Origin of the sequence: Variovorax gossypii (assembly GCF_003965815.1) — a bacterium.
Taxonomy (GTDB): domain Bacteria; phylum Pseudomonadota; class Gammaproteobacteria; order Burkholderiales; family Burkholderiaceae_C; genus Variovorax; species Variovorax gossypii.
Window position 1 is genome coordinate 442,830 of the sequence record NZ_RXOE01000002.1, and the last position, 24,271, is coordinate 467,100.

Annotated in this window: 21 protein-coding genes; 15 read left to right on the top strand and 6 right to left on the bottom strand. The window is 68.7% G+C overall.

The window, feature by feature from the left end:
- Positions 1-18 precede the first annotated feature (18 nt).
- Both EJP69_RS09780 and blaOXA read right to left on the bottom strand, forming a co-directional pair.
- Positions 19-945, bottom strand: a complete 927-nt coding sequence (locus tag EJP69_RS09780; protein ID WP_126469731.1) for a polysaccharide deacetylase family protein — start codon at positions 943-945, stop codon at positions 19-21.
- Positions 942-1,748: a class D beta-lactamase gene (blaOXA, locus tag EJP69_RS09785; protein ID WP_126469733.1), complete on the bottom strand. Its 807-nt coding sequence runs from the start codon at positions 1,746-1,748 to the stop codon at positions 942-944. Before blaOXA ends, EJP69_RS09780 begins: the two co-directional genes overlap by 4 nt.
- Before the next feature lie 249 nt (positions 1,749-1,997).
- On the opposite strand from blaOXA, the gene EJP69_RS09790 reads away from it, so the two are divergent.
- The 9 genes from EJP69_RS09790 to EJP69_RS09830 all read left to right on the top strand — a co-directional run bounded on the left by EJP69_RS09790 (position 1,998) and on the right by EJP69_RS09830 (position 12,088).
- A complete protein-coding gene (locus EJP69_RS09790) occupies positions 1,998-2,792 on the top strand; it encodes a type 1 glutamine amidotransferase domain-containing protein (protein ID WP_126469734.1) in 795 nt (264 codons plus the stop codon).
- Between the two features lie 3 nt (positions 2,793-2,795).
- On the top strand, positions 2,796-3,680 hold the full coding sequence (locus tag EJP69_RS09795; protein WP_126469736.1) for a LysR substrate-binding domain-containing protein: 885 nt from the start codon (positions 2,796-2,798) through the stop codon (positions 3,678-3,680).
- 199 nt (positions 3,681-3,879) lie between these two features.
- Positions 3,880-4,386, top strand: coding sequence for a sigma-70 family RNA polymerase sigma factor (locus EJP69_RS09800; RefSeq protein ID WP_126469738.1), 507 nt, complete (start codon positions 3,880-3,882; stop codon positions 4,384-4,386).
- 2 nt (positions 4,387-4,388) lie between these two features.
- Positions 4,389-5,372 (top strand): FecR domain-containing protein, encoded by a 984-nt coding sequence (locus EJP69_RS09805; protein ID WP_126471047.1) that lies wholly within the window; start codon positions 4,389-4,391, stop codon positions 5,370-5,372.
- Between the two features lie 191 nt (positions 5,373-5,563).
- Positions 5,564-7,978, top strand: a complete 2,415-nt coding sequence (locus EJP69_RS09810) for a TonB-dependent siderophore receptor (RefSeq protein ID WP_240652103.1) — start codon at positions 5,564-5,566, stop codon at positions 7,976-7,978.
- Between the two features lies 1 nt (position 7,979).
- Entirely contained in the window at positions 7,980-8,699 is a 720-nt protein-coding gene (locus EJP69_RS09815; protein WP_126469742.1) for a hypothetical protein, read from the top strand.
- 167 nt (positions 8,700-8,866) lie between these two features.
- Positions 8,867-11,071, top strand: a complete 2,205-nt coding sequence (katG, locus tag EJP69_RS09820; protein WP_093196764.1) for a catalase/peroxidase HPI — start codon at positions 8,867-8,869, stop codon at positions 11,069-11,071.
- A 135-nt stretch (positions 11,072-11,206) separates the two neighbouring features.
- A complete protein-coding gene (locus tag EJP69_RS09825; protein WP_126469744.1) occupies positions 11,207-11,641 on the top strand; it encodes a hypothetical protein in 435 nt (144 codons plus the stop codon).
- 54 nt (positions 11,642-11,695) lie between these two features.
- Positions 11,696-12,088 carry a carboxymuconolactone decarboxylase family protein gene (locus tag EJP69_RS09830; protein ID WP_093196760.1) on the top strand — a complete coding sequence of 131 codons (393 nt, stop codon included), beginning with the start codon at positions 11,696-11,698 and terminating at the stop codon, positions 12,086-12,088.
- 19 nt (positions 12,089-12,107) lie between these two features.
- Here EJP69_RS09830 and putA read toward each other — a convergent pair whose 3' ends face one another.
- A complete protein-coding gene (gene putA, locus EJP69_RS09835; RefSeq protein WP_420824215.1) occupies positions 12,108-15,926 on the bottom strand; it encodes a trifunctional transcriptional regulator/proline dehydrogenase/L-glutamate gamma-semialdehyde dehydrogenase in 3,819 nt (1,272 codons plus the stop codon).
- 72 nt (positions 15,927-15,998) lie between these two features.
- Between putA and EJP69_RS09840 the strand changes: the two genes are divergently transcribed.
- The 4 genes from EJP69_RS09840 to EJP69_RS09855 all read left to right on the top strand — a co-directional run bounded on the left by EJP69_RS09840 (position 15,999) and on the right by EJP69_RS09855 (position 19,133).
- On the top strand, positions 15,999-17,093 hold the full coding sequence (locus EJP69_RS09840; protein ID WP_126469746.1) for a hypothetical protein: 1,095 nt from the start codon (positions 15,999-16,001) through the stop codon (positions 17,091-17,093).
- A 75-nt stretch (positions 17,094-17,168) separates the two neighbouring features.
- A complete protein-coding gene (locus tag EJP69_RS09845; RefSeq protein ID WP_126469748.1) occupies positions 17,169-17,786 on the top strand; it encodes a helix-turn-helix domain-containing protein in 618 nt (205 codons plus the stop codon).
- A 1-nt stretch (position 17,787) separates the two neighbouring features.
- Entirely contained in the window at positions 17,788-18,333 is a 546-nt protein-coding gene (locus EJP69_RS09850; RefSeq protein WP_126469750.1) for a GNAT family N-acetyltransferase, read from the top strand.
- The gene (locus EJP69_RS09855) at positions 18,330-19,133 is read left to right on the top strand and encodes a class I SAM-dependent methyltransferase (RefSeq protein WP_206169310.1); all 804 of its coding nucleotides are present in this window, start codon (positions 18,330-18,332) and stop codon (positions 19,131-19,133) included. Before EJP69_RS09850 ends, EJP69_RS09855 begins: the two co-directional genes overlap by 4 nt.
- A gap of 22 nt (positions 19,134-19,155) precedes the next feature.
- Here the strand turns inward: EJP69_RS09855 and EJP69_RS09860 are convergent, their stop codons facing one another.
- The 3 genes from EJP69_RS09860 to EJP69_RS09870 form a co-directional block, all read right to left on the bottom strand.
- Positions 19,156-19,806, bottom strand: a complete 651-nt coding sequence (locus EJP69_RS09860; protein ID WP_170217083.1) for a CPBP family intramembrane glutamic endopeptidase — start codon at positions 19,804-19,806, stop codon at positions 19,156-19,158.
- An 80-nt stretch (positions 19,807-19,886) separates the two neighbouring features.
- Complete coding sequence (locus EJP69_RS09865; protein WP_126469754.1) at positions 19,887-21,023, bottom strand: NADH:flavin oxidoreductase/NADH oxidase; 1,137 nt, start codon at positions 21,021-21,023, stop codon at positions 19,887-19,889.
- The gene (locus EJP69_RS09870; RefSeq protein ID WP_126469756.1) at positions 21,020-22,000 is read right to left on the bottom strand and encodes a DMT family transporter; all 981 of its coding nucleotides are present in this window, start codon (positions 21,998-22,000) and stop codon (positions 21,020-21,022) included. Before EJP69_RS09870 ends, EJP69_RS09865 begins: the two co-directional genes overlap by 4 nt.
- Before the next feature lie 141 nt (positions 22,001-22,141).
- On the opposite strand from EJP69_RS09870, the gene EJP69_RS09875 reads away from it, so the two are divergent.
- Positions 22,142-23,020: a LysR family transcriptional regulator gene (locus EJP69_RS09875; RefSeq protein ID WP_126469758.1), complete on the top strand. Its 879-nt coding sequence runs from the start codon at positions 22,142-22,144 to the stop codon at positions 23,018-23,020.
- Between the two features lie 185 nt (positions 23,021-23,205).
- Positions 23,206-24,249, top strand: a complete 1,044-nt coding sequence (locus tag EJP69_RS09880; RefSeq protein ID WP_126469760.1) for an OmpA family protein — start codon at positions 23,206-23,208, stop codon at positions 24,247-24,249.
- Positions 24,250-24,271 lie beyond the last annotated feature (22 nt).

Below are 24,271 nucleotides of genomic sequence, written 5' to 3' on the forward strand. Positions count from 1 at the left end.
AGGGCGACTGGCGCACTACTACTGCAGCATGCGCGCCGGCACCAGTCTCAGCGCGCGCAGCTTGGGCTCCTCGTAGACCGAGTCCTCGGCCGGATAGCGCAGACCTGGAATCTGCGCTGCCCTGGCGCTGGCCCAGACGACGCTTTCGCCCGCCGGCAGGGTGTCGATCTGCACGGTGTAGATCGGATCATCGAAGGCTGTCCTGGCGGCGATGAAAGACCACCCTCGCGCCCTGAACGCCGCGATCAACTCCCCGAGAGCAGCGGCGTTGATCCTGCTCGTGTGCAGCAGCGTCACATGGGCAGGGCTGCGGCCGAGGACCTGTCGGGCAAGACCATCGTAGTAGGCTGCACGGTCCAGCAGGTGCTCGATGTACGCGGCCTTCACGCGATCGGCCTTGTCGGCATCTCCTGCGTCCAGCCAGGCCGCATAGAGCTGGTTGTAGTACCAGTCGCTCGCATCGATCGAAACCGGCGCCGCCCTGTAGCCCGCGGCCTGCATCCAGAGGCGCATGCCGTCTCGCTTGGCGAGCGTGTTGCCCTCCTTCAGATAAGGAAAGCGCAGCATCTTCGTCCAGCCCGGTATTTGGCCCAGCACGGCGTCGGCCTCCTTGACATCGCCGATGAAGTCCGCGAGCGGCACTTGAGGCGATCCCAGGCTGCGATGCCGGGATGTGTGGTTGCCGATCGCGTGGCCCGCGCGCGACCAGTCCCGGATGAGGTCCAGTCCCTGGGCCCGGCCGGTGCGCACGAGTGCTGGAAACACCAGCGACGTGATGCCCGCATCGTGGAGCGTCTCCAGGATCTGCCGGTTCCACGACGGAGCCGCGGGCTCCTTCTGGGGATCGAGGCCGTCGTCGAATGTCAGCGCCAAGGTCTGGGCCAGCCCGCAGGACGAGCCCAGAGCGAAGAGAAGCGCGGCAAGTGCGCGACGCAATGCGGTCATGGCGCAGCGGCCGGCAGAAGCTGGAGCAGCTCGTCGCGTGCGCGCAGGCCCGCGTTGGGCTTGAGGGCTTGCTCGTCCTGTATCAGGCGTGCGAATACCAGCCTTCGCTCGCCCTTGGTAGCCCAGCCCACGTACCAGCCGTAGGCGCGGCTTGCGTCATAGCGGTTGTCGCTGCCCGGCGACCCGGTGCCCGTCTTGCCATGCACGGCCCAGCCGTCGACCGGTGTGCCGTAGCTTGCGATGAGTGCGGTCATGTCGAAAGCATGGGCACTCACCGGCAACTGGCGACGCACGATCCTGCGCATGAACGCGAGCTGTTCCTCGGCGGAGATGCGCAGGGAGCTCATCACCCAGACGCCGTTCTGCCCGGGGTCATCGACCGGCACCGCAGAGACATCTGCATTGCCATACTGAAAAACCTTCGCGTAGTGCGCGAAGCGCTCCTGCCCCACGCGCTTCACGACCTGCTGCGAGTACCAGAAGACGGAGTCCCTGATCCACGTAGTCGGCGTGACGTCACGCCGCCAGGCATCGCCACTCCAATCCGGATATCCCGCCTGATACGACAAGGCAGGCTGTACAGCATCCTTCAGCACGCCTGCGTCGTAGCCCATGAGGCTGATGGCGAGCTTGAAGGTCGAGGCAGGCGTCACGCGCTCGGAGCAGGAGGGGCCACGCTGCAGGACGACCTTGCCGGAATCGGCATCGGCAATCAGCGTGCACAGCTCGTGCGCGGTCGCGAAAGGAACTGAAAGAAGGGCGGCCGCTGCTGTCGCGGCAACCCGGAGGACGCGGTTGAGCATGTCGTTTGTTTCTGCGGTGAAGGAGAGGAGGAGTGCGGTGCCGGGCGTGCTTCCGGAGCAACCCGTGGCACCGAGGGCCGAATAGACTTTATTGTCGTCAAGCAGCCGTCCTTGTCCGCAAGAGCCATCCGCAAGACGGATGGCATGCGTTCTCCATGGTGCATCGCAGGGTGCCGGTTTTCCAATTCCAATGGATCCGTCGTCCGGAGCCCGGCTCCGCGGAACCACTGAAGAAAGGCATCCATCACCATGCAGTCAATCAACCGGCGTCTTGCCGTGCAGGCAATCGGCGCGGCCCTGGCCGCGGCATCCGTTCAGGGCGGCGCCGCCACCCCTTCGACCCGCGACGCAGCGGCGGCAGCCGGGAGAAGAATCCTGATCGTGGTGTCGAGCCATGACAGAAAAGGCAAGGATCTCGTTGCCGGTTTCTGGTTTCCCGAACTCACGCACCCTGCCCACGTGTTCGCGCAGGCGGGCCATGCATACGACATCGCGAGTCCGCGGGGAGGAATGCCGCCTTTCGACGGCTTCGATCTCAAGGACGCTGGCAACAGCTGGTTCTGGATCCAGCCGGAGCAGCGGAACAAGCTGGCCAACAGCCTCAGGCTGTCGCAGGTCGATCCCTCTCGCTATGACGCGGTCATGCTGGTGGGCGGACATGGCCCGATGTGGGACTTTGCGGGAAACAGCACCCTCCACGACATCGTGCGCTCGATCTACGAGCGCGGGGGAATCGTGAGCGCGGTGTGCCATGGGCCAGCGGGCTTGCTGGACCTGAAAATGTCCGACGGAACCCGTTTCATCGAGGGCCGCAAGTTGACGTCGTTCACCAATGAAGAGGAAGTCTCCAGGCAGTACGACAAGCTGATCCCCTTCGAGCTGGAGACCGCGCTCAGGGGGCAGAAGGCCGTCTTCGAGAAGGCTGGCGTGTTCCAGAGCCGGGTGGTCGTCGACGGGCGCCTGATCACCGGCCAGAACCCTGCATCCGCCAGGCCTTTCGGGGAGGCAGTCGTGGCGGCCCTCGAACGGCGGGAGCAGGCATGAAGAATGAATGACATACCCATCTCCGCGCTGCGGACGTTCCGGGCACTGGCGCGGTGCGGTAGCTTCACCGCGACGGCCCGCGACCTGGGCTGTGCGCAGTCGGCCGTCAGTCGCCACATTGCCGCGCTGGAGGCGCACCTGCAGCAGACGCTGGTGCTGCGCGGCCATCGGCGAGTGAAGCTCACTCCGGCGGGGCAGCTCTATCTCGAAACCGTGCAGCGCGTGCTCGACGAGCTGGATCAGGGAGCGATGCGCATCGTGCGCGCCAGCGACCGTCCGGTGGTCAAGGTCCTGGCGATGCCTTCCTTCGCCGCGCGCTGGCTGATTCCGCGCCTCACCCGGCTGCAGGCCGCCCGCGTCGGCGTGGACATCGAGCTGTCCACGTCGATCTGGGACGTGGACTTCCACAGGGAGCGCTACGACATCGCCATTCACTACGGGGACGGCTCATGGCCCGGCGCCAGATTGCTCATGCATGACAGCCTCGTTCCCGTCGGCTCGCCACAACTGCTGTCTGGGACCGCGCTGGAGCGCAAGGAAGAACTGGCGCGTTTCTGCTGGCTGCACGACTCCCTGCGAGCCGGCAAATGGGCGCAGTGGCTCGCGGCGTGTGGCGCCGAGGGGCTCTCCAGCGACCGGCACATGAGATTGCCGGACACGGAGGCCGCGCTGACCGCCGCCGTGGAAGGCCTGGGCATCGCCATCGGGCACTCCGTGCTCATCGAGAACGACATTTGCAAGGGACGCCTGATCCAGGCGTTCCCGCAGCGAATGCCCCTGGCTGCCGGCTACCACCTGCTGCAGTCCAAGAGAGCCATGCGGAACCCGGCCGCCCAGACACTGGTGGCGTGGCTGCTGGGCGAGGCGGATGCGTATCGGCGGCTGTAGCCTTGCGGCGAGGGCTGCAGTCGGGGGCGTTTCCTCGAGCGACTTGAGCGCGAGGCGTGACACGAGCGTCGCTGCAGCCGCATTGAGCGAGTTTCTCCGTGTGTTCGAGGCGCGCCCGAACTCCATGGCATCGGGCAATATAATTGAGAATTATTCTTATTGAAGCCTGAGCGCGGCCCCCCGGCTGCGGGGAGATGCCATGCCGGCCGGCGAGTTCGCTCTACAGCACGAGGTGCAAGCGCTCTACAGCAACCATCACGGTTGGCTGCACGCCTGGCTGCGCAAGAAGCTGGGCTGCACGCACAACGCCGCCGACCTGGCGCACGACACCTTCGTGCGCGTGCTGAGCAAGACGGAGCCCGTCGCCGCAGCCGAGCCGCGCGCGTACCTCGCCACCATCGCGCACGGGCTGGTCGTGGACTTCCATCGCCGCCGCGCGCTCGAACGTGCCTACCTCGACACGCTCGCCGCGCTGCCCGAGCCGCAGCTGCCTTCCCTCGAGGTGCGGGCCATCGTGCTCGAGGCGCTCGTGGCCATCGACACCATGCTCGACGGCATGAAGCCGCCGGTGCGGCAGGCCTTCATCCTTTCGCAGCTCGATGGCCTGACCTATGCGGAAATCGCCTCGCGCCTCGGCGTGACGGTGCGCACGGTCAACAACTACATGCTCAAGGCGCTCGAACATTGCTACCTGCTCGCGCCGTGACCATGAACCACGCGCGCAGCGAAGCCGAGGTCCGCAAGGAAGCCGTCGCCTGGTACGCCCGGCTGTGTTCGGGCTGCGCCACCGCAGCCGATCACGAGGAGTGGCGCCGCTGGCATCACGCCCACCCCGACCATCAACGCGCGTGGCAGCGCTTCGAGTCCATGCAGGCGACGCTGCAGCGCGTGCCGGGGCATGTTGCGGCGTCCACGCTGCGGGCCGCGCAGGCTGACCGGCGCCGGGTGCTGCGCGGCATCGCGGTGCTGGCGGGCGGCGGATCGCTCGCCTGGCTGTCGTGGCGAGCGGCAGGGCCCGACGGTCTGGGCGCTTGGCTGGCCGACCACCGCACGGGCACCGGCGAGCAGCGCACCGTCAGGCTGGCGGACGGATCGCAGCTGATGCTCAACACCCGCACTTCGGTGGACGTGTCCATCGATGCCAGCCGCAGGCTCGTCACGCTGCGCGAGGGCGAAATCCTCGTGCAGACCGCGAAGCATCGCGAGGTGCCGGGCGTTGCTCGCACGGACAGCCGCCCCTTCATGGTGGAAACGCCGCACGGCCGCATCCTCGCGCTGGGCACGCGCTTCACCGTCCGCAGCGACGACGTACGCACGGTGGTGAGCGTGCTCGAGGACGCCGTCGAAGTCCGCGCCTCGCAGGCGCCCGGCCAGGTCGTGCGGCTGGAGGCCGGCCGGCAGGCGCGCTTCACCGCCGGGCACGTCGATGCGCCACAGCCGGCCGATCCGGCGCTTGCCGATTGGGAGCACGGCAGCCTGGTCGTCAACGACTGGCGGCTGGAGGACGTGGTCGGCGAGCTCGCGCGATACCGCCGCGGCCGTCTGGTCTGCGACCCCGCCGTCGCGGACATCCGGGTGTCGGGCGCCTTCCCCATCACCGACACCGACAAGGCGCTCGCTGTCATCGCCCGTGCGTTCCCGGTGCGCGTGAGCAGCCTGACGCGCTACTGGGTGTCGCTCGTGCCCGCCTGAGCCGGCAGGGCAGGGTGCGGTGGAGAAATTTTTTCCTCCGTGCCTTTCATCTTTTCCGATTTCGTTCGGCCTACCCATTGAGAGCCATGAATCGCAGTCAATGAATGCCGAAGGAATCCCGAATGCACGCGCACCCCTCACCGTTTCCACCTCATCCCGTTCGCAAGGCGCTGCTGTGCCTGGTTGCGGCCATGATGGCCTTGCCCCTCGCGGCCACGGGTGCCGAGCCTGCCGCGGGCGCCGGCACCCGGAGCCAGCCCGCCAGAAGCTTCCGCATCGACGCTGGCCCGCTGGCCTCCGTGCTCGGCCGCTTTGCCGCGGCAGCGGGCGTGGCGCTGTCCTTCGACCCCGCCAGCACCAGGGAGCTGAAGTCCGCCGGACTCCAGGGCAACTACACCGTGCGCGCCGGCTTTGCCGCGCTGCTGTCGGGCACCGGGCTCGAAGCGGTGGAAGGCGGTGCGGGTGAGTTCACGCTGCGCAAGACCGCTGCGCCGGCCTCATCGCCCGACAACGTGGAAGAAGCCGGCGGCACGCTGCCGGCCGTGCGCGTGGTGGCCCGCGCTGCGCCGGCGCCCGCCGACGCCGACGACCGCTACCAGCCCACGCCCGACGCATCGACCCTGCGCACGACCGCGCCCGTGCTCGAGATCCCGCAGGTGGTGAATGTGGTGCCCGCGCAGGTGATCCGCGACCAGCGCCCGCGCAACATCGACGACGCGCTTGCCAACGTCAGCGGCATCAACCAGGGCAACACGCTGGCCAGCACGCAGGACACCATCATGAAGCGCGGTTTCGGCGGCAACCGCGACGGCTCGATCATGCACAACGGCATGCCGCTGGTGCAGGGGCGGGGCATGAACGCGGCGGCCGAGAGCGTCGAAGTGCTCAAGGGCCCGTCGTCGCTGCTCTACGGCCTGATGGACCCGGGCGGCGTGATCAACGTTGTCAGCAAGAAGCCGCAGCTGCGGCAGCGCACCTCGCTGTCGCTGCTGGGCTCGGGCTATGCGAAGGGGCGCGACGGCAGTGGCGCCACGCTCGACACCACCGGCCCCATCGGCGAGGACGGACTGGCCTATCGGCTGATCGTCGACCATGTGGACGAGGACTACTGGCGCAACTTCGGCAAGCACCGCGAGACGCTGGTGGCGCCGTCGCTCGCCTGGTATGGCGACGACACGCAGGCCGTGCTCTGGTACGAGTACCGCAAGTACGTCACGCCCTTTGATCGCGGCACCGCGCTCGACCCGCGCACCCAGCGCCCGCTCGCGCTGCCGAAGACGCAACGCCTGGACGAACCCTTCAACGAGATGACCGGCGAGACCCACCTGGCGCAGTTCTCGGTCGACCACCAGTTCGGCGGCGGCTGGGCCGGCCACCTGAACCTGAGCTACAACCGCGAGACCTACGACGCCAACCAGCTGCGCGTGAACGGCATCAACACCACGCGCGGCACGCTCGCGCGCAGCAACGACGCGACGCACGGCGCGCTGAGCACCGACAGCTACGCCACCGCATACGTCGACGGCACCGTCGAGCTCGGCGGCATGCGCCACGACCTCCAGTTCGGCTGGGACGCCGAGTACCGCAAGATCTACCGCGCCGACCTGCTGCGCCAGGCCACCACGCGCACCTTCAGCTACCTGAACCCGGTGTATGGCCTCGAATCCCCGTCGAGCACCGTGTCGGCGAGCGACAGCGACCAGACCGACAAGCTGCACAACCAGTCGCTCTTCTTCCAGGACTCGATCCACCTGAACGACCGGTGGATCGCCGTGGCGGCGCTGCGCTACCAGGCCTGGTCGCAGATGGCCGGACGCGGGCGTCCCTTCAAGGTCAACACCGACACCGACGGCTCCAAGCTGCTGCCGCGCCTGGGCCTCATCTACAAGCTGAGCGACACCGTGTCGTTCTACGGCAGCTACACCCAGTCGCTCAAGCCCGCATCGACCATCGCGCCGCTGTCCAGCGGCTACGTGCTCGATTCGTCGGTGAAGCCCGAGGAAGCGAAGTCGTGGGAGCTCGGCGCCAAGTTCGACATGCCCGGCGGCGTGACCGGCACCGTGGCGCTGTTCGACATCCGCAAGAAGAACGTGCTGGTCTCGCAGTTCAACGACGTGACCAAGCTGACCGATTGGCGCACCTCGGGCGCGGCCCGCTCGCGCGGCCTCGAGGTGGACGCGGCGGGCCAGCTGAGCAGGAACTGGAGCGCCATCGCCAGCCTTGCCTACATCGACGCCAAGACCACCGAAGACCCGCTGTACGCGGGCAACCGGCTCTGGAACGTGGCGCGCCAGACCGCATCGCTTTCGGCCGTGTACGACTTCGGCCAGGTCTTCGGCGGGGAGGGCCGGCTGCGCATGGGCGCGGGCGCACGCTACGTCGGCAAGCGCGCCGGCGACTCGGCCAACAGCTTCGAGCTGCCGGCCTACACCACGGTCGACGCCTTCGCCACCTACGACACGCGCATCGGCGGCAAGAAGGTCAAGTTCCAGCTCAACGTGAAGAACCTGACCGACAAGACCTACTACCCGTCGGCCGCGAACACCTACTTCATCTCGATGGGCGACGCGCGGCAGGTTTCGTTCCTCACGACCTTCGAGTTCTGAAATGAAGCAAGGCATTCGCTCCATCACCCGGCGCGTGGCGACGGCACTGCTGCTTGCGTGCGGTCTCCATGCCGGCGTCCAGGCGGCCGAGCCCGCGGGCCAGGGCCGCAAGGTCGTGCTGCTGGTGCAGCGCGACGGCCCCGGCATGCCGGTCGACGAGAAGGTCAGGGCGCATCTCGAGTCGCGCGGCTTCGTCGTCACGCTGCAGGACCAGTCGGCCGTGCCGTCGGTTGCCGCCGGCGCCGACCTCGTCGTGATCTCGTCCACCGTCTCCGCCAAGGACGTGAGCGGTGCGTGGCGCCAGTTGCCCGTGCCGCTGCTCACCTGGGAGAACGACCTGCTCGACGACCTCGCCATGACCGGCAAGCGTCACGACACCGATTTCGGCGAAGCCGCGAAGGAGCGCTACGTGTGGCTCGTCAACGCGCCGCATCCGATGGCGGCGGGCCTGCCCGCCGGCGTCGCCAACGTCTACCTGAAGCAGGCCGGCATGAGCTGGGGCAAGCCCGGCCTGGGCGCCACCACTATCGCCACGCTGTACGGCCAGCCCGAGAAGGCGGCGATCTTCGGCTACGAGAAGGGCGCCACCATGGACTACGAGTCGCTTGCGCCGGCGCGCCGAGTGATGTTCTTCCTCGGCAACGAGACTTTCGGCAATCTATCGCCCGCGGGCCGGCTGCTCTTCGACGCGGCGGTCGACTGGGCCGCGGGCATTCGCTGAGGAGACGAATCCGGAAATGAATTCTTAAGCTCTCCGACAGGGTGAAATAGGGTGAAATCCATAGTTCTCCGCTATGGACTCAATTCACTCAATTGGATTGAACAGCGGGAAATCCAAACCTAGACTGGGTCCGGCCCCCGCGTGATCAACTACCAAAGGAGAACCCCTTGTCCGATGAAACCAAGTGCCCCTTCCCGGGCCATGCGCGCAAGCACACCTTTTCCGGTGCTCCTGCCAATACAGACTGGTGGCCCAACCAGCTGAACCTGAAGCTCCTGCACCAGCACTCCGCCGAGTCCAACCCGATGGGCGAGGCGTTCGACTACGCCGAGGAGTTCAAGACCCTCGACCTCGATGCCGTGATCAAGGACCTCCACGCCCTGATGACCAATTCGCAGGACTGGTGGCCCGCCGACTACGGCCACTACGGACCTCTCTTCATCCGCATGGCCTGGCACTCCGCCGGCACGTACCGCACAGCCGACGGCCGCGGCGGCGGCGGCCACGGCGCGCAGCGCTTCGCGCCCCTGAACAGCTGGCCGGACAACGGCAACCTCGACAAGGCACGCCGCCTGCTGTGGCCGATCAAGCAGAAGTACGGCCGCAAGCTCTCGTGGGCCGACCTGATGATCCTGACCGGCAACGTCGCGCTGGAGTCCATGGGCTTCAAGACCTTCGGCTTCGCCGGCGGCCGCCCCGACATCTGGGAGCCGGAAGACGACATCTACTGGGGCCCCGAAGGCAAGTGGCTGGGCGACGAGCGCTACAGCGGCGACCGCGACCTCGCCAACCCGCTGGCCGCCGTGCAGATGGGCCTGATCTACGTGAACCCCGAAGGACCGAACGGCAACCCCGATCCGCTCGGATCGGCCCGCGACATCCGCGAGACCTTCGCCCGCATGGCGATGAACGACGAGGAAACCGTGGCGCTCACCGCCGGCGGCCATACCTTCGGCAAGGCCCACGGTGCCGGCGATCCGACCAAGGTCGGCGCGGAGCCGGAAGGCGCCGACATCGAGGAGATGGGCCTGGGCTGGCGCAACAGCTTCGAGAGCGGCATCGGCGTGCACGCCACCACCAGCGGCATCGAGGGCGCATGGACCCCCACGCCCACGAAATGGGACAACAGCTACTTCGAGACGCTGTTCGGCTACGAATGGGAGCTCACCAAGAGCCCGGCCGGCGCCAACCAGTGGAAGCCCAAGGGCAGCACCGGCGCGGGCACCGTGCCCGATGCGCACGACCCGTCCAGGCGCCACGCCCCGATGATGACCACGGCCGACATGGCCATGCGCATGGACCCGGCCTACGAGAAGATCTCGCGCCGCTACATGGCCAACCCGCAGGAGTTCGCCGACGCCTTCGCCCGCGCCTGGTTCAAGCTCACGCACCGCGACATGGGGCCGCGCGCGCGCTACCTCGGCGCGCTGGTGCCGAAGGAAGAGCTGATCTGGCAGGACCCGATCCCCGCCGTCAACCATCCGCTGGTCGACGACAAGGACGTCGCGGCGCTGAAGGCCAAGGTGCTCGCCTCGGGCCTGGGCATCTCGCAGCTCGTGGGCGCGGCATGGGCCTCGGCCTCCACCTTCCGCGGCAGCGACAAGCGCGGCGGCGCCAACGGCGCGCGCATCCGCCTCGCGCCGCAGAAGGACTGGGAAGTCAACCAGCCGGCGCAGCTCGCGAAGGTGCTTTCCACGCTCGAGGGCATTCAGAAGGAGTTCAACGGCGCGCAGTCGGGCGGCAAGAAGATCTCGCTGGCCGACCTGATCGTGCTGGCGGGCAACGCGGCGGTCGAGGCCGCCGCGAAGAAGGCAGGCCAGGACGTGACGGTGCCCTTCTCGCCGGGCCGCGGGGACGCCTCGCAGGAGCAGACCGACGTCGAATCCTTCGCTCCCCTGGAGCCGAAGGCCGACGGGTTCCGCAACTACCTGAAGAAGGGTGTCGACGGATCGCTGGCCGCCGCGCTGCTGCTCGACAGGGCGCAGCTGCTGACGCTGAGCGCGCCCGAGATGACGGTGCTGGTCGGCGGCCTGCGCGCCCTGAACGCGAACTTCGGGCAGTCGCCCAACGGCGTGTTCACCAAGCGCCCCGAGACGCTGAGCAACGACTTCTTCGTGAACCTGCTCGACATGAACACCGGCTGGAAGAAGTCCGCCGCGAACGACGGCGTGCTGGAAGGCCGCGACCGCAAGACCGGCGAAGTCAAGTGGACGGCCACCATCGTCGACCTCGTGTTCGGCTCGAACTCGCAGTTGCGCGCGCTCTCTGAGGTCTACGGGGCGGCCGACTCGCAGAAGGCCTTCGTGACCGACTTCGTGGCCGCCTGGGCCAAGGTGATGAACCTCGATCGCTTCGACCTCGGGAAGAAGTGATCGAACGGTGACCGCGGGCGGGCCGGTTGCGGCCGCCCGCGGTGAGTGAGTGAATGAGCTCAGTACGCATCGGCCTGGCTCCGGATGATTCCGGGCCAGGCCGGGACGCATAAGAAATGACGGCAGGAGACAACCATGCTAGTCGTGAAGAAGACATCGCCGCCGGTGCCCATGGAGTTCTTCCAGCCCGAGCAGTGGATGCATCTGCTCGAGCAGCTCGACATCATCCTGGCGACGGTGCAGGGCGACGACTCGAATCCCATACTCCGCCGCTTCGGCGCGCGCCGCCGTTCGGCCATCGTCAGGCGCCTCATGCAGGAGCGGCGGCGCCTCGTGAAGGAGATCGAGGCGTTCGGCCAGGAAGGGCTCCTCGCCTTCGCGAAGAACCAGACGACGCCGGATGCATCGGCTTCGCGCCGCCATCTCGACGTCGAGTTCAGGCTGCTCGGCGAAGCCTTCGACCAGTGCTCCAGGGACCTGTCTCCCGACAAGCAGGCCGCGCTGAAGAGCTGGCTGGTCGCGCGTTCGCACATGCACCGGGAGCACGCCAGGTTTCTCGAGACCTATTGAAAGGCGAAAGGCCCCGGAGGCTGGTACCGTTGCCGGCAACCTCAGGAGCCCTCAATGAAACCCCAGCCCATCGAATACGCGGCCGCATCCGACGAGGTGCGCGCCGTCTTCGACGACATCAAGGCCACGCGCAACGTGCCCGACGTCAACAACTTCTGGAAGTACCTCGCCAACGACCCCGTCACGCTCAGGCGCACCTGGAGCAGCCTGAAGGAAGTGATGGCGCCCGGCGCGCTCGATCCGGTGGTGAAGGAAATGGTCTACCTCGCCGTGAGCGTCACCAACAGCTGCGGCTACTGCATCGCGAGCCACCATGCGGGCGCGGAAAAGGCCGGCATGACGCCCGCGATGTTCGCCGAGCTCATGGCGGTGGTCGGCATGGCGAACGAGACCAACCGGCTCGTGAACGGCTACCGCGTGCCGATCGACCCGGCCTTCGACAAATAGCCGCGGGTGCGGGCGGCGCTCAGCCGATCGTCATCAGGCTCGCGTTGCCGCCGGCCGCCGCGGTGTTGGTGCTGATCGCGCGCTCCACCACCAGGCTTTCGAGCGGAATGCGCGCGTCGCCGGAAGCGAAGCCGCGCACGCCGACGATCGGGCCCGGCCGCGCCGCGATGCGCCGCATCGCGTCCGACAGGCCCTGCGCGCTGCCGTGATGCAGCGCCGCGTCGAATGCCACCGTGTCGGAGGTCCAGTCGTTCGCGACGGCCACGCACTGGCGCACCTCGGCCGGCAGCGAAGCGCGCAGGCCCTGCGCCGCGGCGTCGGTGGGCCAGATCGCGGTGCTGCCAACTGACAGCACCGCGGCCAGCTGCGCCAGCCGGTCGGCCTCGGCATCGGCGAGACACAGCACCGCCTCGCGCGGCTCCAGCGTGTAGACATTGCGCTCGCCGGTCGGGCCGGCCAGCGTGCGCGAACTGCCGGCGCGTGACTGCTCGGCGAACCCCGCGCACTGCGCCGCGAGCGCCGGGCGGCCGGTTTCCCGGGCCCATCGCGCCAGTGCTGACAGCGGCGTCCGCGGCACTGCGGTGCCGCCGGCCACCGCGCGCACCATCGCATCGTCCGGCCGCGCCGACAGCATGCGCAGCATGTACAGCGGCCCGCCGGCCTTGGGCCCCGTGCCCGAGAGTCCTTCGCCGCCGAACGGCTGCACGCCCACCACCGCGCCGACGATGTTGCGGTTCACGTAGACGTTGCCCGCCCTGGCGTGCTCCACGATCTGCGCGATGGTCTCGTCGATGCGCGTGTGCACGCCCAGCGTGAGCCCGTAGCCCGTGGCGTTGATCTGCCCGACCAGCGCGCCGAGGTCGCGACGGCGGTAGCGCACGACGTGCAGCACCGGCCCGAACACCTCGCGCTGCAGCTCGGCGATGCCGTCGAGCTCGATCAGCGTCGGCATCACGTAGGTGCCGTCTTGCGTGTCGTGCGCGTATTCGCGGCCCTGGCGGAAGACCGCATGGCCGCGCGAGCGCATGGCCTCGACGTGGCGCTCGATGCCGTCGCGCGCCTCGGCGTCGATCACCGGGCCCACGTCCACCGCCAGCCGCGCGGGGTTGCCGATGCAGGCCTGCGCCATCGCGCCCTTGAGCATCGCGACCAGCCGGTCGGCCGCTTCCTCCTGCACGCACAGCACGCGCAGCGCCGAGCAGCGCTGGCCCGCGCTGTCGAAGGCCGAGGCCATCACGTCGGCGACCACCTGCTCCGCGAGCGCGGACGAGTCGACGATCATCGCGTTCTGCCCGCCGGTCTCGGCGATGAGCGGCACCGGCGCACCGTGCGCGCCGAGCCGCTGCGACAGCGTCTTCTGCAGGATGCGCGCGACCTCCGTCGAGCCGGTGAACATCACGCCCTGCACGCGCGCGTCGGCTACCAGCGCGGCGCCGACGGTCTCGCCGCGGCCCGGCAGCAGCTGCACGGCGGCACGCGGCACGCCGGCCTCCCACAGCACGCGCACCGCCTCGGCCGCCACCAGCGGCGTCTGCTCGGCCGGCTTGGCCAGCACCGGGTTGCCCGCAGCGAGCGCGGCAGCCACCTGGCCGGTGAAGATCGCGAGCGGAAAGTTCCACGGACTGATGCAGGCCATGGGGCCGAGCGGGCGATGCGTGTCGTTCGAGAAATCGCTGCGCGCCTGCGCCGCGTAGTAGCGCAGGAAGTCGACCGCCTCGCGCACTTCGGCGACGGCGTTGGCATATGTCTTTCCGGCCTCGCGCGTCAGCAGGCCGAGCAGGCGCGGCATGCCCTGTTCCAGCTTCGACGCGGCGCGTTCGAGCAGTGCGGCGCGCGCGGCGGGCTGCGTGGCCGCCCAGTCCGCCGCGAAGCCGTGGGCCTGCGCGACGGCTGATTCGACGTCGGCCTGCGTGGCTTCCCGAACCTGCCCGACGATGTCGCGATGATCGGCCGGGTTTCGCACATCGTTCGCTTCTCCTTCCTGCTGCAAGGCCCCGGCGAGCATCGGCGCGGCCTGCCAGTTCTCGCCCGCGCTTTCGCGCAGCACCCGGCCCAGCGCGCGCAGGCTGTCGTCGCTCGCGAGATCGAGTCCGTGCGAATTGGCGCGCTGCGTTCCGTACAGCGCGACGGGCAGGGCGATGGCCGGGTGCGGAAGGCCCGTGGCGCCTTCCTGCACCGCCATGTGCTCCACCGTGGCGACCGGGTCTTCCACCAGCACCTCGAGCGGGATCGCCGGGTCCGCGATGCGGTTCACGAAGGACGTGTTCGCGCCGTTCTCCAGCAGCCGGCGCACCAGGTAGGCCAGCAGCGTCTCGTGCGTGCCCACAGGCGCATAGATGCGGCAGGGCCGCGCTAGCGGGCCCACCACCTGCTCGTAGAGCGGCTCGCCCATGCCGTGCAGGCACTGGAATTCGTACTGCCCCGGCTCGTAGCGCGACGGGTCCGCCATCGTGTAGATGGCCGCCAGCGTGTGCGCGTTGTGCGTGGCGAACTGCGGGTACACGGCCTCCGGCGCATCGAGCAGCTTGCGCGCGCAGGCGAGGTACGACACGTCGGTGTAGGCCTTGCGCGTGTAGACCGGATAGCCGTCGAGGCCGTCGATCTGCGCGCGCTTGATCTCGCTGTCCCAGTAGGCGCCCTTCACCAGCCGCACCATCAGCCGGTGCCCGCTGCGGCGCGCCAGTTCGATCACGAAGTCGATCACGAAGGGGCAGCGCTTCTGGTAGGCCTGCACCACGAAGCCGATGCCGTTCCAGCCCGCGAGCGCGGGCTCGAGGCACAGCTGTTCCAGCAGGTCGAGCGAGAGCTCGAGGCGGTCGGCTTCCTCCGCGTCGATGTTCAGGCCGATGTCGTACTGCCGCGCCAGCAGGGCGAGATCGCGCAGCACCGGGTACAGCTCGGCCATCACGCGGGCATGCTGCGCGCGGCTGTAGCGCGGGTGCAGCGCCGAGAGCTTGATCGAGATGCTCGGGCCCTCGTACACGCCGCGGCGGTCAGATGCCTCGCCGATGGCGTGGATCGCCTCTTCATATGCGGCGCGGTAGCGCTTCGCGTCCTCCATGGTCAGCGCCGCCTCGCCGAGCATGTCGTACGAATAGCGGAAGCCCTGCGCCTCCAGCTCGCGCGCGTTGCCCAGAGCCTGCGCGATGGTCTCGCCGGTGACGAACTGCTCGCCCATCATCCGCATCGCCATGTCCACGCCCTTGCGGATCAGCGGCTCGCCGCCCTTGCCGATGAGGCGCGTGAGCACCGCCGACAGGCTGCTCTCGCTGTGCGTGGCCACCAGCTTGCCCGTGAGCAGCAGGCCCCATGTCGCGGCGTTGACGAACACCGAGGGGCTGCGGCCCGCGTGCGACTGCCACTGGCCGTGCGCGATCTTGTCGCGGATCAGCGCGTCGCGCGTGCCGGCATCGGGAATGCGCAGCAGCGCCTCGGCCAGGCACATCAGCGCCACGCCTTCCTGCGACGACAGCGCGTATTCCTGCAGCAGGCCCTGCACGAGGCCGGCGCGGCCGCCTGCATTCCTGCGCTCGCGCAGCTGCCGGGCGATGCGGAATGCGAGCTTCCGGGCTTCCTCCGCCTGCCCGTCCGGCAGGCGGGCCTGCGCGAGCAGCGGAGGCACCGCCTGCGGCTCGGGGCGGCGGCAGGCTGCCGTGATGCGGGCGCGCAGCGGCGCGGGATCGGGTTGCAACCCGTCGGCGAATGCTGCGAAGGAAGAGGGCAGGGGGTCGGGGTTCATGGGCGGCTGGTGCTTGCGATATATGTTGGATGATCCGCGCGCCGCGGCCGAATATGTGTTCGAAGAGTGACGTTTCCGCTGAGTAAATCGCTGGTAAATCAGCGCGCAAGTCAGCTTGGGTGCTGCATGGCGGGCAGAGAATCCGCGTTCCATTCCGGGAGTCGCACGAACATGTCCAGCTTCAGATGGTTCTTCCCCCTGGCTCTCGCGGCCGCGTGCATCGCGCCCTGGCCGGCGCATGCGGCAACCGCCGATGCCTCCACCTGCCTGAACTCGGCCGCGGCGGAGTGCTTTCGCAGCTTCACGCCGCCCGGGGCCGGAGGCGCGCTTCATTACTACTCGTCGCTCGATCCCGATGCGGCAGCCGGAGCCACCGCCGGGCCTACCAAAGCGCTGATCGCCATGCACGGCCACTCGCGCGACGCCAACAAGACATTCGAAGCGACGCTGCGCACCGTGCGCGATGCCGGCGTGTTGGGCGACACGCTGGTTGTCGCGCCGCTCTTCCAGGTGCCCACCGACAAGGCGACCGCCGGCCGCTGCACCAGCCCGGGCCTGCCCGCGCCTCAGACCGGCGACCTGCTGTGGAGCTGCGGCTCGTGGCTCGAAGGCGGCCGCTCGGCATCGGGCAGCCGCATCGGCTCGTTCGCGGTCATGGATGCGCTCGTGGCCGACATCGCGCAGCGCTGGCCCAGCCTGCGCACCATCACCATCGCCGGCTTCTCGGCAGGCGGGCAGTTCGTGCAGCGCTACGCCGCCTTCGCGCGCAACGACGCCGTGACGGGCAAGGTCGCCATGCGCTTCGTGGTGGCCGACCCGAGCACGTGGCTCTATTTCGACCCGGTGCGCCCCAAGCTTTCGCCCGACGGTGCGACCGTCTCTGGCTTCGCGGTGCCCGATGCTGCCGCGTGCCCCGAAATGAACCGCTGGAAGTACGGCACAGACGACCTGCCCGCGCACCTCGGCCGCAGTGCCGAGCAGGCGCGCCGGCAGTACGCGCTGGCCGACATCGGCTACCTCGAAGGCGCGCTGGACAGCAACGACGCCAGGGGCACCGCCTACCGCGTGCTCGACAAGTCCTGCGCCGCCATGGCGCAGGGCTCGTTCCGCCTGCAGCGCGGCCTGGCCTATGCGCAGTACGACCGCACGCTGCTCGCGCCGGACAAGCGCCGTGAAGTCGTGGTGGTGCCGGGCTGCGCGCACGACGTGGCCTGTGTCTTTCCGTCGGAGGCCGCGCGCGCCACGCTGATCGGCCCTTCGCGATGAAGATGCTCCGCGGGGAGGATGGGCAGAGTCGGGAGGGTTGACGGAATTTCCTTCATGGTGGATATTTCATCCAATATGAAGGAAATAGAAGAAGCACCCGGCGCCGGGGCATCCGGCCTCAACGACCGCATCGCGCAGCGCGTGCGAGACCTGCGCGCGGCCAGCGGCCTCTCGCTCGACGCGCTGGCCACGCACTGCGGCGTCAGCCGCTCCATGATCTCGCTCATAGAGCGCGGCGAGAGCAGCCCCACCGCCGTGGTCCTGGAAAAACTCGCGACCGGCCTCGGCGTGTCGCTGGCCTCGCTGTTCGAGGCACCGGCTCTCGCGGCCGACCCGGTGTCGCGGCTGGCCGACCAGCTGCAGTGGCGCGATCCGCATTCAGGCTACGTGCGGCGCAACGTGTCGCCCGGCGGCTTCGCTTCGCCGATACAGATCGTCGAGGTGCTGTTTCCGCCGAAGGCCCGCGTGGCCTACGAGACATCGGCGCGCGAGCCGCTTATCCACCAGCAGGTGTGGGTGCTCGACGGCGTCATCGAACTCGCGCTGGGCGACGAGAGCCACCGGCTCGGGACCGGCGACTGCCTGGCCATGGTGCTCGACCGCCCCATGAGCTACTACAACCCTTCGCGCAAGAACACCCGCTACGTGGTCGTGATCGCGACCATGCCTTCCGCGCCCGCTTCCTGGAGATGAGATGAACCGAACGACGAATTCCGACGACAGCAGCCCGCGCATCCGCCTGCTGGACACCGTCACCGATGCGCAGTTGCGCGAGCTGGCCGCCGTGCTGGCCGATTGCGTGGAGGGCGGCGCATCGGTGAGCTTCATGCAGCCGCTGACCGAGGCCCGCGCGCAGGCCTTCTGGCGCCACGTGGCCGACGGCGTGGCGAGCGGCGAGCGCGCGCTGCTGGTGGCGGAGGACGAAGAAGGCATCCTCGGCACCGTGCAGGTCGTGCTGGCCCTGCCCGAGAACCAGCCGCATCGCGGCGAGGTGGCAAAGATGCTCGTGCACCGCCGCGCGCGCCGCAGGGGCATCGGTGCGCTGCTGATGAAGGCGGCCGAAGAGCTGGCGCGCGAGCGCGGCAAGACGCTGCTGGTGCTCGACACATCGAGCGCCGATGCCGAGCGGCTCTACGAGCGCTCGGGCTGGGTGCGTGTCGGCTCGATCCCGGGCTACGCGCTGCTGCCGCAGGGCGAGCCATGCGCCACCACCTACTTCTATCGCGAGCTCAATAAGTGACGAGCGCCAGCGCGATGGATCGCGGCTTCGACGAGTTGCTGCAGGAGGCGCAGGCCCGCCCGCTCATCGGCTGGGACCTTTCCTGCGATGGCCGCATCACGACGACGGCCACGCCGTGGAACTTCGAGCAGACCGTCGAAGCGCATGCGCGCAGGTCGCCCGACATGCTCGACATGGGCACGGGCGGCGGCGAGTGGCTCAGCCGCCTGGCCTTTCGCCCGCCACGCACCGTGGCAACAGAGGGCTGGGCGCCCAACGTCGCCGTCGCGCGAGAGCGGCTTGCGCCGCTGGGCGTGGAGGTGGTCGAAGTGGAGGGCGCCGACGACAACGCGCTGCAGCCTGACGGCGCGGAGCAGGCGCGCCTGCCGTTCGGCGACGCGTCCTTCCATCTCGTCGTCAACCGGCACGAATCCTTCGTCGCCGCCGAGGTCCATCGCATCCTCGCGACGGGAGGGCGCTTCGTCACGCAGCAGGTCGCGTCCGACTTCAACGCCGACTGCTACGCATTGCTCGGCCTTCCGGTGCCCGAACTCCCGCGCTGGAAGCTCGACACCGCCGTGGCGCAACTGGAGCGCGCGGGCTTCGGTGTCGACGACAGCGCGGAGGGCGCCGAGCTGATCGCCTTCGCCGACATCGGCGCCTTCGCGTGGTACCTGAAGCACGTGCCGTATGTCTGCCCGGAGTTCGACATCGACGGTTGCCGCGGCGCGCTGGAGCGCCTGCACCGCCGCATGCAAGGCGGCGAGGCGCTGGCGATGCGGCAGAAGCTGTTCTGGGCGAGCGGCGTCAGGCAGGCCTGAGCAACAGCTGCTTTGTGGCCGTTCAGAGAAACGGTATGGTGTCCGCGAGCATGTGCGCGAACACGACCGGCCACAGCCAGCCTGTGCGCAGATAGAACAGCCCGAACACGATGCCGACCACCACCAGCGACAGTGCGCCATGCGGCCCCTGGTAGAGGTGGTACAGCACCCGTACCAGCACGCTCACGCCCAGCGCGAAGGACGCACCGTGGTGGCGCAGCCCCTTCTGCAGATAGCCCAGCAGGAAGACTTCTTCGTACAGGCCGTTGACCACCGACAGCGCGAGGACCATCGCCATCGAAGGACGCGCCGTTTCCATCATGCGTTCGATGGGCTGCGTGGCCGTGTTGTCGGCAAGCGGGGAGAGCACGATCACGCAGGCCAGCAAGGCGGCGAGGTACAGCAGCGCCCCTGCGCCGCAGCCTTTCAGCGAGGGCAAGGGCAGCAGATCGCGCACCGCATAGCCCCGGCTGCGCAGGATGAGCAGGGCGATCGGACCCACGAACAGTTCGAAGGCCACGATGCCGAAGAGCGAGGCATCATTGAATGAGGCGTTTCGGAAGCCGGCGCTGACCGACCATAGCGAGCCGATGATGAACCAGCCGAAGCACAGGGCCACGATGCCCAGTGCTTCCAGGGGCGTGGCGGTCGGCGGTGAGGAGGGCTGCTTCATGCGCGTCGGATGGGGCGGTGAACGCGCGCATGCCGGCTGGCACGCGGCGCCGGCCGGCATGTTAAGGGCAAAGACCGGAGCTACCGCGCGCCGAAGGTCGCGTTCTCGAACAGATCCTTGAACTCGCGCGGTTGCGAGCGCCAGTACTGATACGGCGCTTTCACCCGCGCGCCCAGCTCGGCCGCCGCATGCCACGGCCAGCGCGGGTCGTACAGGATCGCGCGCGCCAGCGAGACCGCGTCGGCCTGTCCGTTGGCGACGATGGCTTCCGCGTGCGCGGGTTCGGTGATGAGCCCAACCGCGATGGTCGGCAGTCCGACTTCGGCCTTGATGCGTTCCGCGAACGGCACCTGGTAGCCCGCGCCGAGCGTGATCGCCTGTTGCGGAGAGACGCCGCCGCTGGACACATGGATCGCCGCGCAGCCGCGTGCCTGAAGCGCGTGCGAAAACGCGACGGTGCTGTCGAGGTCCCAGCCGCCGGGCACCCAGTCGCTGGCCGAGACGCGCACCCATACCGGGCGATCGGCGGGGAACACCTCGCGCACCGCCTCGAAGACTTCGAGCGGAAAGCGCAGGCGGTTTTCCAGGCTGCCGCCGTACTCGTCCTCACGGTGGTTGGCGATGGGCGAGAGGAACTGGTGCAGCAGATAGCCGTGCGCTGCGTGGATCTCGATGCCGTCGATGCCCAGCCGCGCGGCGCGACGTGCGGCGGCCACGAAGCCGTCGCGCACGCGCGCCAGTCCGGCGGTGTCGAGCGCGATGGGTGGGTCTTCGGTGGGGGCGTGCGGCACGGCCGACGGAGCCCAGGCTTTCCAGCCGCCGGGTTCGCCTGGGCGGATCTGCTTGCCGCCTTCCCATGGTGCGCGGCTCGAAGCCTTGCGGCCCGCATGGCCGAGCTGGATGGCGACCTTGATCGGCGAGTGCGCGCGCACCGCATGAAGCACCTTCGCCAGGCCTTCCTCGTTGGCGTCGGAATACAGCCCCAGGTCGCCGGGAGAGATGCGCCCGTCGGCCTCCACAGCCGTCGCCTCGAGGATCAGCAGCCCCGCGCCGGAAAGCGCCAGGTGCCCCAGGTGGATCAGGTGCCAGTCGCCCGGCGTGCCTTCCGTGGCGGAGTACTGGCACATCGGCGCGATGACGATGCGGTTGTCGATCCGGAGGGGGCCGAGCTGCAGGGGCTCGAAAAGATGGCTTCGGGGGCTGTCGCTGATGCTCATGAGGGTGTGGCTCCACAGGTCCGGTAATTCTGCTGTGGCAGCGCGATCGGTGCAGCCGCGGCGGCGGAAGCCTTGCGGCTCGATGCGGTATGGATCAGGAGCGCCGCGATCACCATCGCCATGCCGGCCGCTTCGCCCGCCGTGGGCAGGCGGCCCATCGCCGCGCTCATCAGCAGCGCCGACACCGGAACGAAGTTGAGGAAAGCCGTGCCCGTGACGGCGCCGAGCGCGCGCACGCCGTAGTTGAAAGCCAGCACCGAGATGGCCGAAGGCACCACGCCCACGAAGAGCAGCGCATGCCACGACAGGCGCAGGCCTTCCATGCTCGGCACGGCGGACCAGCCGAGCAGCGAAGCGCCCACGGCCGCCGCGAGCAGCACGGGCCACGAGGCCAGCACCGTGAGCGCGGTGTACTCGATCACGTCGAGCTCCGGAAAGCGCGTGGTGCCGCGCGTGTACCAGACCCAGCCCAGCGTGCCGCCGAAGGCGATCGCGTCGCCGAGCAGCGTGCTCGCGCCGGCCGAAGAGCCCGCGCCGCCGGTCAGCAGGCCGGAGACCGTTGCCACGCCCAGCAGTGCCAGCGCGCTGGTCAGCAGGGTGGTGCGCGTGGGGCGCACGCCGTCGAGCAGCCACCGCACGATCTGCGTGGTCATGGGCGTGGTGGCGATGATGACCGCGCCATGCGAGGGCACCGAATGCGCCAGCCCCACCAGCAGCATCACGCTGAACACACCGAAGCCCGCGGCGCCGCGCAGCGCAAGCGGCCCCGCGTGCCGGCGCAGCTTGCGCCAGGGAGCCGCGCCGCGCGGCAATACCAGCAGCACGAAGAGCAGCGCCGACAGCGTGTAGCGGATCAGCGTGAACCACACGGGTTCGACATGGTGGAGCACGCCCTTGCTCACGAGGAACAGGGAGCCCCACCCGGAGGTGGCGAGCAGCAGCGCGGCGGTGCCGGCGATGCGTTGGCGACGGGACATGGGGAAACCAGCCTTTTCTTGCGATGAATCGATGTCCCGAGGATGGGTGCCCGACGCTCCGAATGCCATTCGCTTCTTTGGACAGGGGGCTCCAAAAAAGCGAACGGACCGGTCCGGCCCCGAAGCTCACAATCCGTTCCCATGGAGCTCTACCAACTGAAGACCTTCGTCGCCATCGCGCGCGAAGGCAGCCTGACGCGGGCCGCCGAGCGCGTGTTCACCAGCGCGCCGGCGGTGAGTGCCCAGCTCAAGGCGCTGGAAGACGAGCTCGGCGTGAAGCTGTTCGAACGCACGCCGCGCGGCATGTCGCTCACCGAGGCCGGCACCGGCCTGCTCGAGGAGGCCGAGCGCACGCTGGCCTCGGCGATGCGCATGCGCTCGGCGGCCGACCAGCTGCGGGGCGCGGCGCAGGGCGTGGTGCGCTTCGGCACGGTGGTCGATCCGGTCGCGCTGCGGCTGGGCGAGGTGCTGGTGAAGCTGGCGGAGCGGCACCCTCAGGTCGCGCTGCAGCTCAGGCAGGGCCTCTCGTACGAAACGCTTTCCGCCGTGCAGCGCGGCGATCTCGACTGCGCCTATGTGCTCAGCGACGGCGAGCGCATCGAAGGGCTGGAGCTGCACCGGCTCGGCGTCGTCGATCTCGTGGTGACGCTGCCGCCTCCGGTGGCCGAGGCGCATCCCGACCTCTCGCTCGACGAACTCACGAACCTGCCGTGGGTCGGCACGCCGCCTTCGTGCATCCTGCGCGTGCATCTCGAGAAGCTCTTCGCCGGCGCGGGCCGCGAATACCGACAGGGCCGCACGGCCGACGGCGAGAGCGCCATCCGCAGCATGGTCGCGAGCGGCATGGGCGCGGGGCTGATGCGGCTCGACCAGGCGGAGCAGGGCGAGCGCAACGGCGAGCTCGCGATCTGGAAAGGGTGGCGCTCGCACACATGGCTTTGCTGGGTTGCGCCGGCGGAGGGCAGGAGGGCCGTAGCGGTCGATGCGGTGCGCAGTGCCGTGATGGAAGCCTGGGCCTGAAACCGGTACGCGAAGAAGCCGGCGACACGCCACGCGTTGGTGCTGGTCGCGCCATCTCGCGATCGTTCTTAGGAGCTTCTTCTTAACAGGCATATCGAACGGCGTATTGCCCGCCCACCGAGCCGCCGATACCTTCGATGCGCGCCTCACCCGAGGCGCTATTCGCCTGGAAAACGGACAACCACATGGCTCATTCGATCTCCGCGCTTCGCCTCGTCGCAGGCTTGCGCTGGCAACAACTCCTGGCCGGCGCCGCACTGCTCGCGGCCGCTGCTTTTTCGTCGGCAGCAGAGCCCGCGAAAGATCACCCGCTGGTCGGCCGCTACGAAGGCTCCGTGATGGATGCCTTCCAGAGCAAGAACTACGACGAGGTCGGGCTCATCCGCGAACCCATCCAGACCTGGGGCGACCCCAGGCCCGCGCCCAACCGGCTGCAGGTGGCGGGCAAGGTATCGCTCTACTACTACCACCTGCCTGAAGGCCGCTCGCTGCTCGAGGTGCAGCGCAACTACGAGGCCAGCCTGAAGGCCAAGGGCTTCCAGATGCTGTTCTCCTGCGCGAGCAACGACGGCAGCTGCTACAGGAAGGACCCGGACCGCAGCGGCCCCAACACCGACGTCTCCGCGCTGGCCGATGCGGTCGACACGCCCGAGTGGCCCATGATCGGCCTGGGCCGCAACTACGTGAGCACCTATTTCGGCACCGGCGGTCGCTACCTGCTGGCCCAGTACGACAACCCGAACGGCGGCAAGGTGTACGCCAGCATCGCGCTGGCCGAAGGCAACTTCCGCGGCAACTTCGCCTTCGTGAAGGTGGTCGAGGCCAAGGCCATGGAGACCGGCAAGATCGTCTTCGTCGATGCCACGGCAATGCAGAAGAGCCTTGCCGAGAGCGGCCGCGTCAACCTCTACGGCATCCACTTCGATCTCGACAAGGACAACATCAAGCCCGACTCGCAACCCACGCTCGACGAGATCGCCAAGCTGATGCGCAACAACCCGCAGCTGCGCGTGCAGGTGGTGGGCCACACCGACGCGCAGGGCGAGGAAGGACACAACGCCGACCTGTCGCGCCGCCGCAGCGTGGCGGTCATCGCGGCGCTCGCGAAGACGGGGCTCGATGCGCGGCGCTTCAGCTCGCGCGGCGCGGGCTCGAAGGAGCCGGTGGCGCCCAACACCAGCGAGGACGGACGCGCGAAGAACAGGCGCGTGGAGCTGCTGCGGCTGTAGCAGGTCAGCCAGTCGTCAGGCT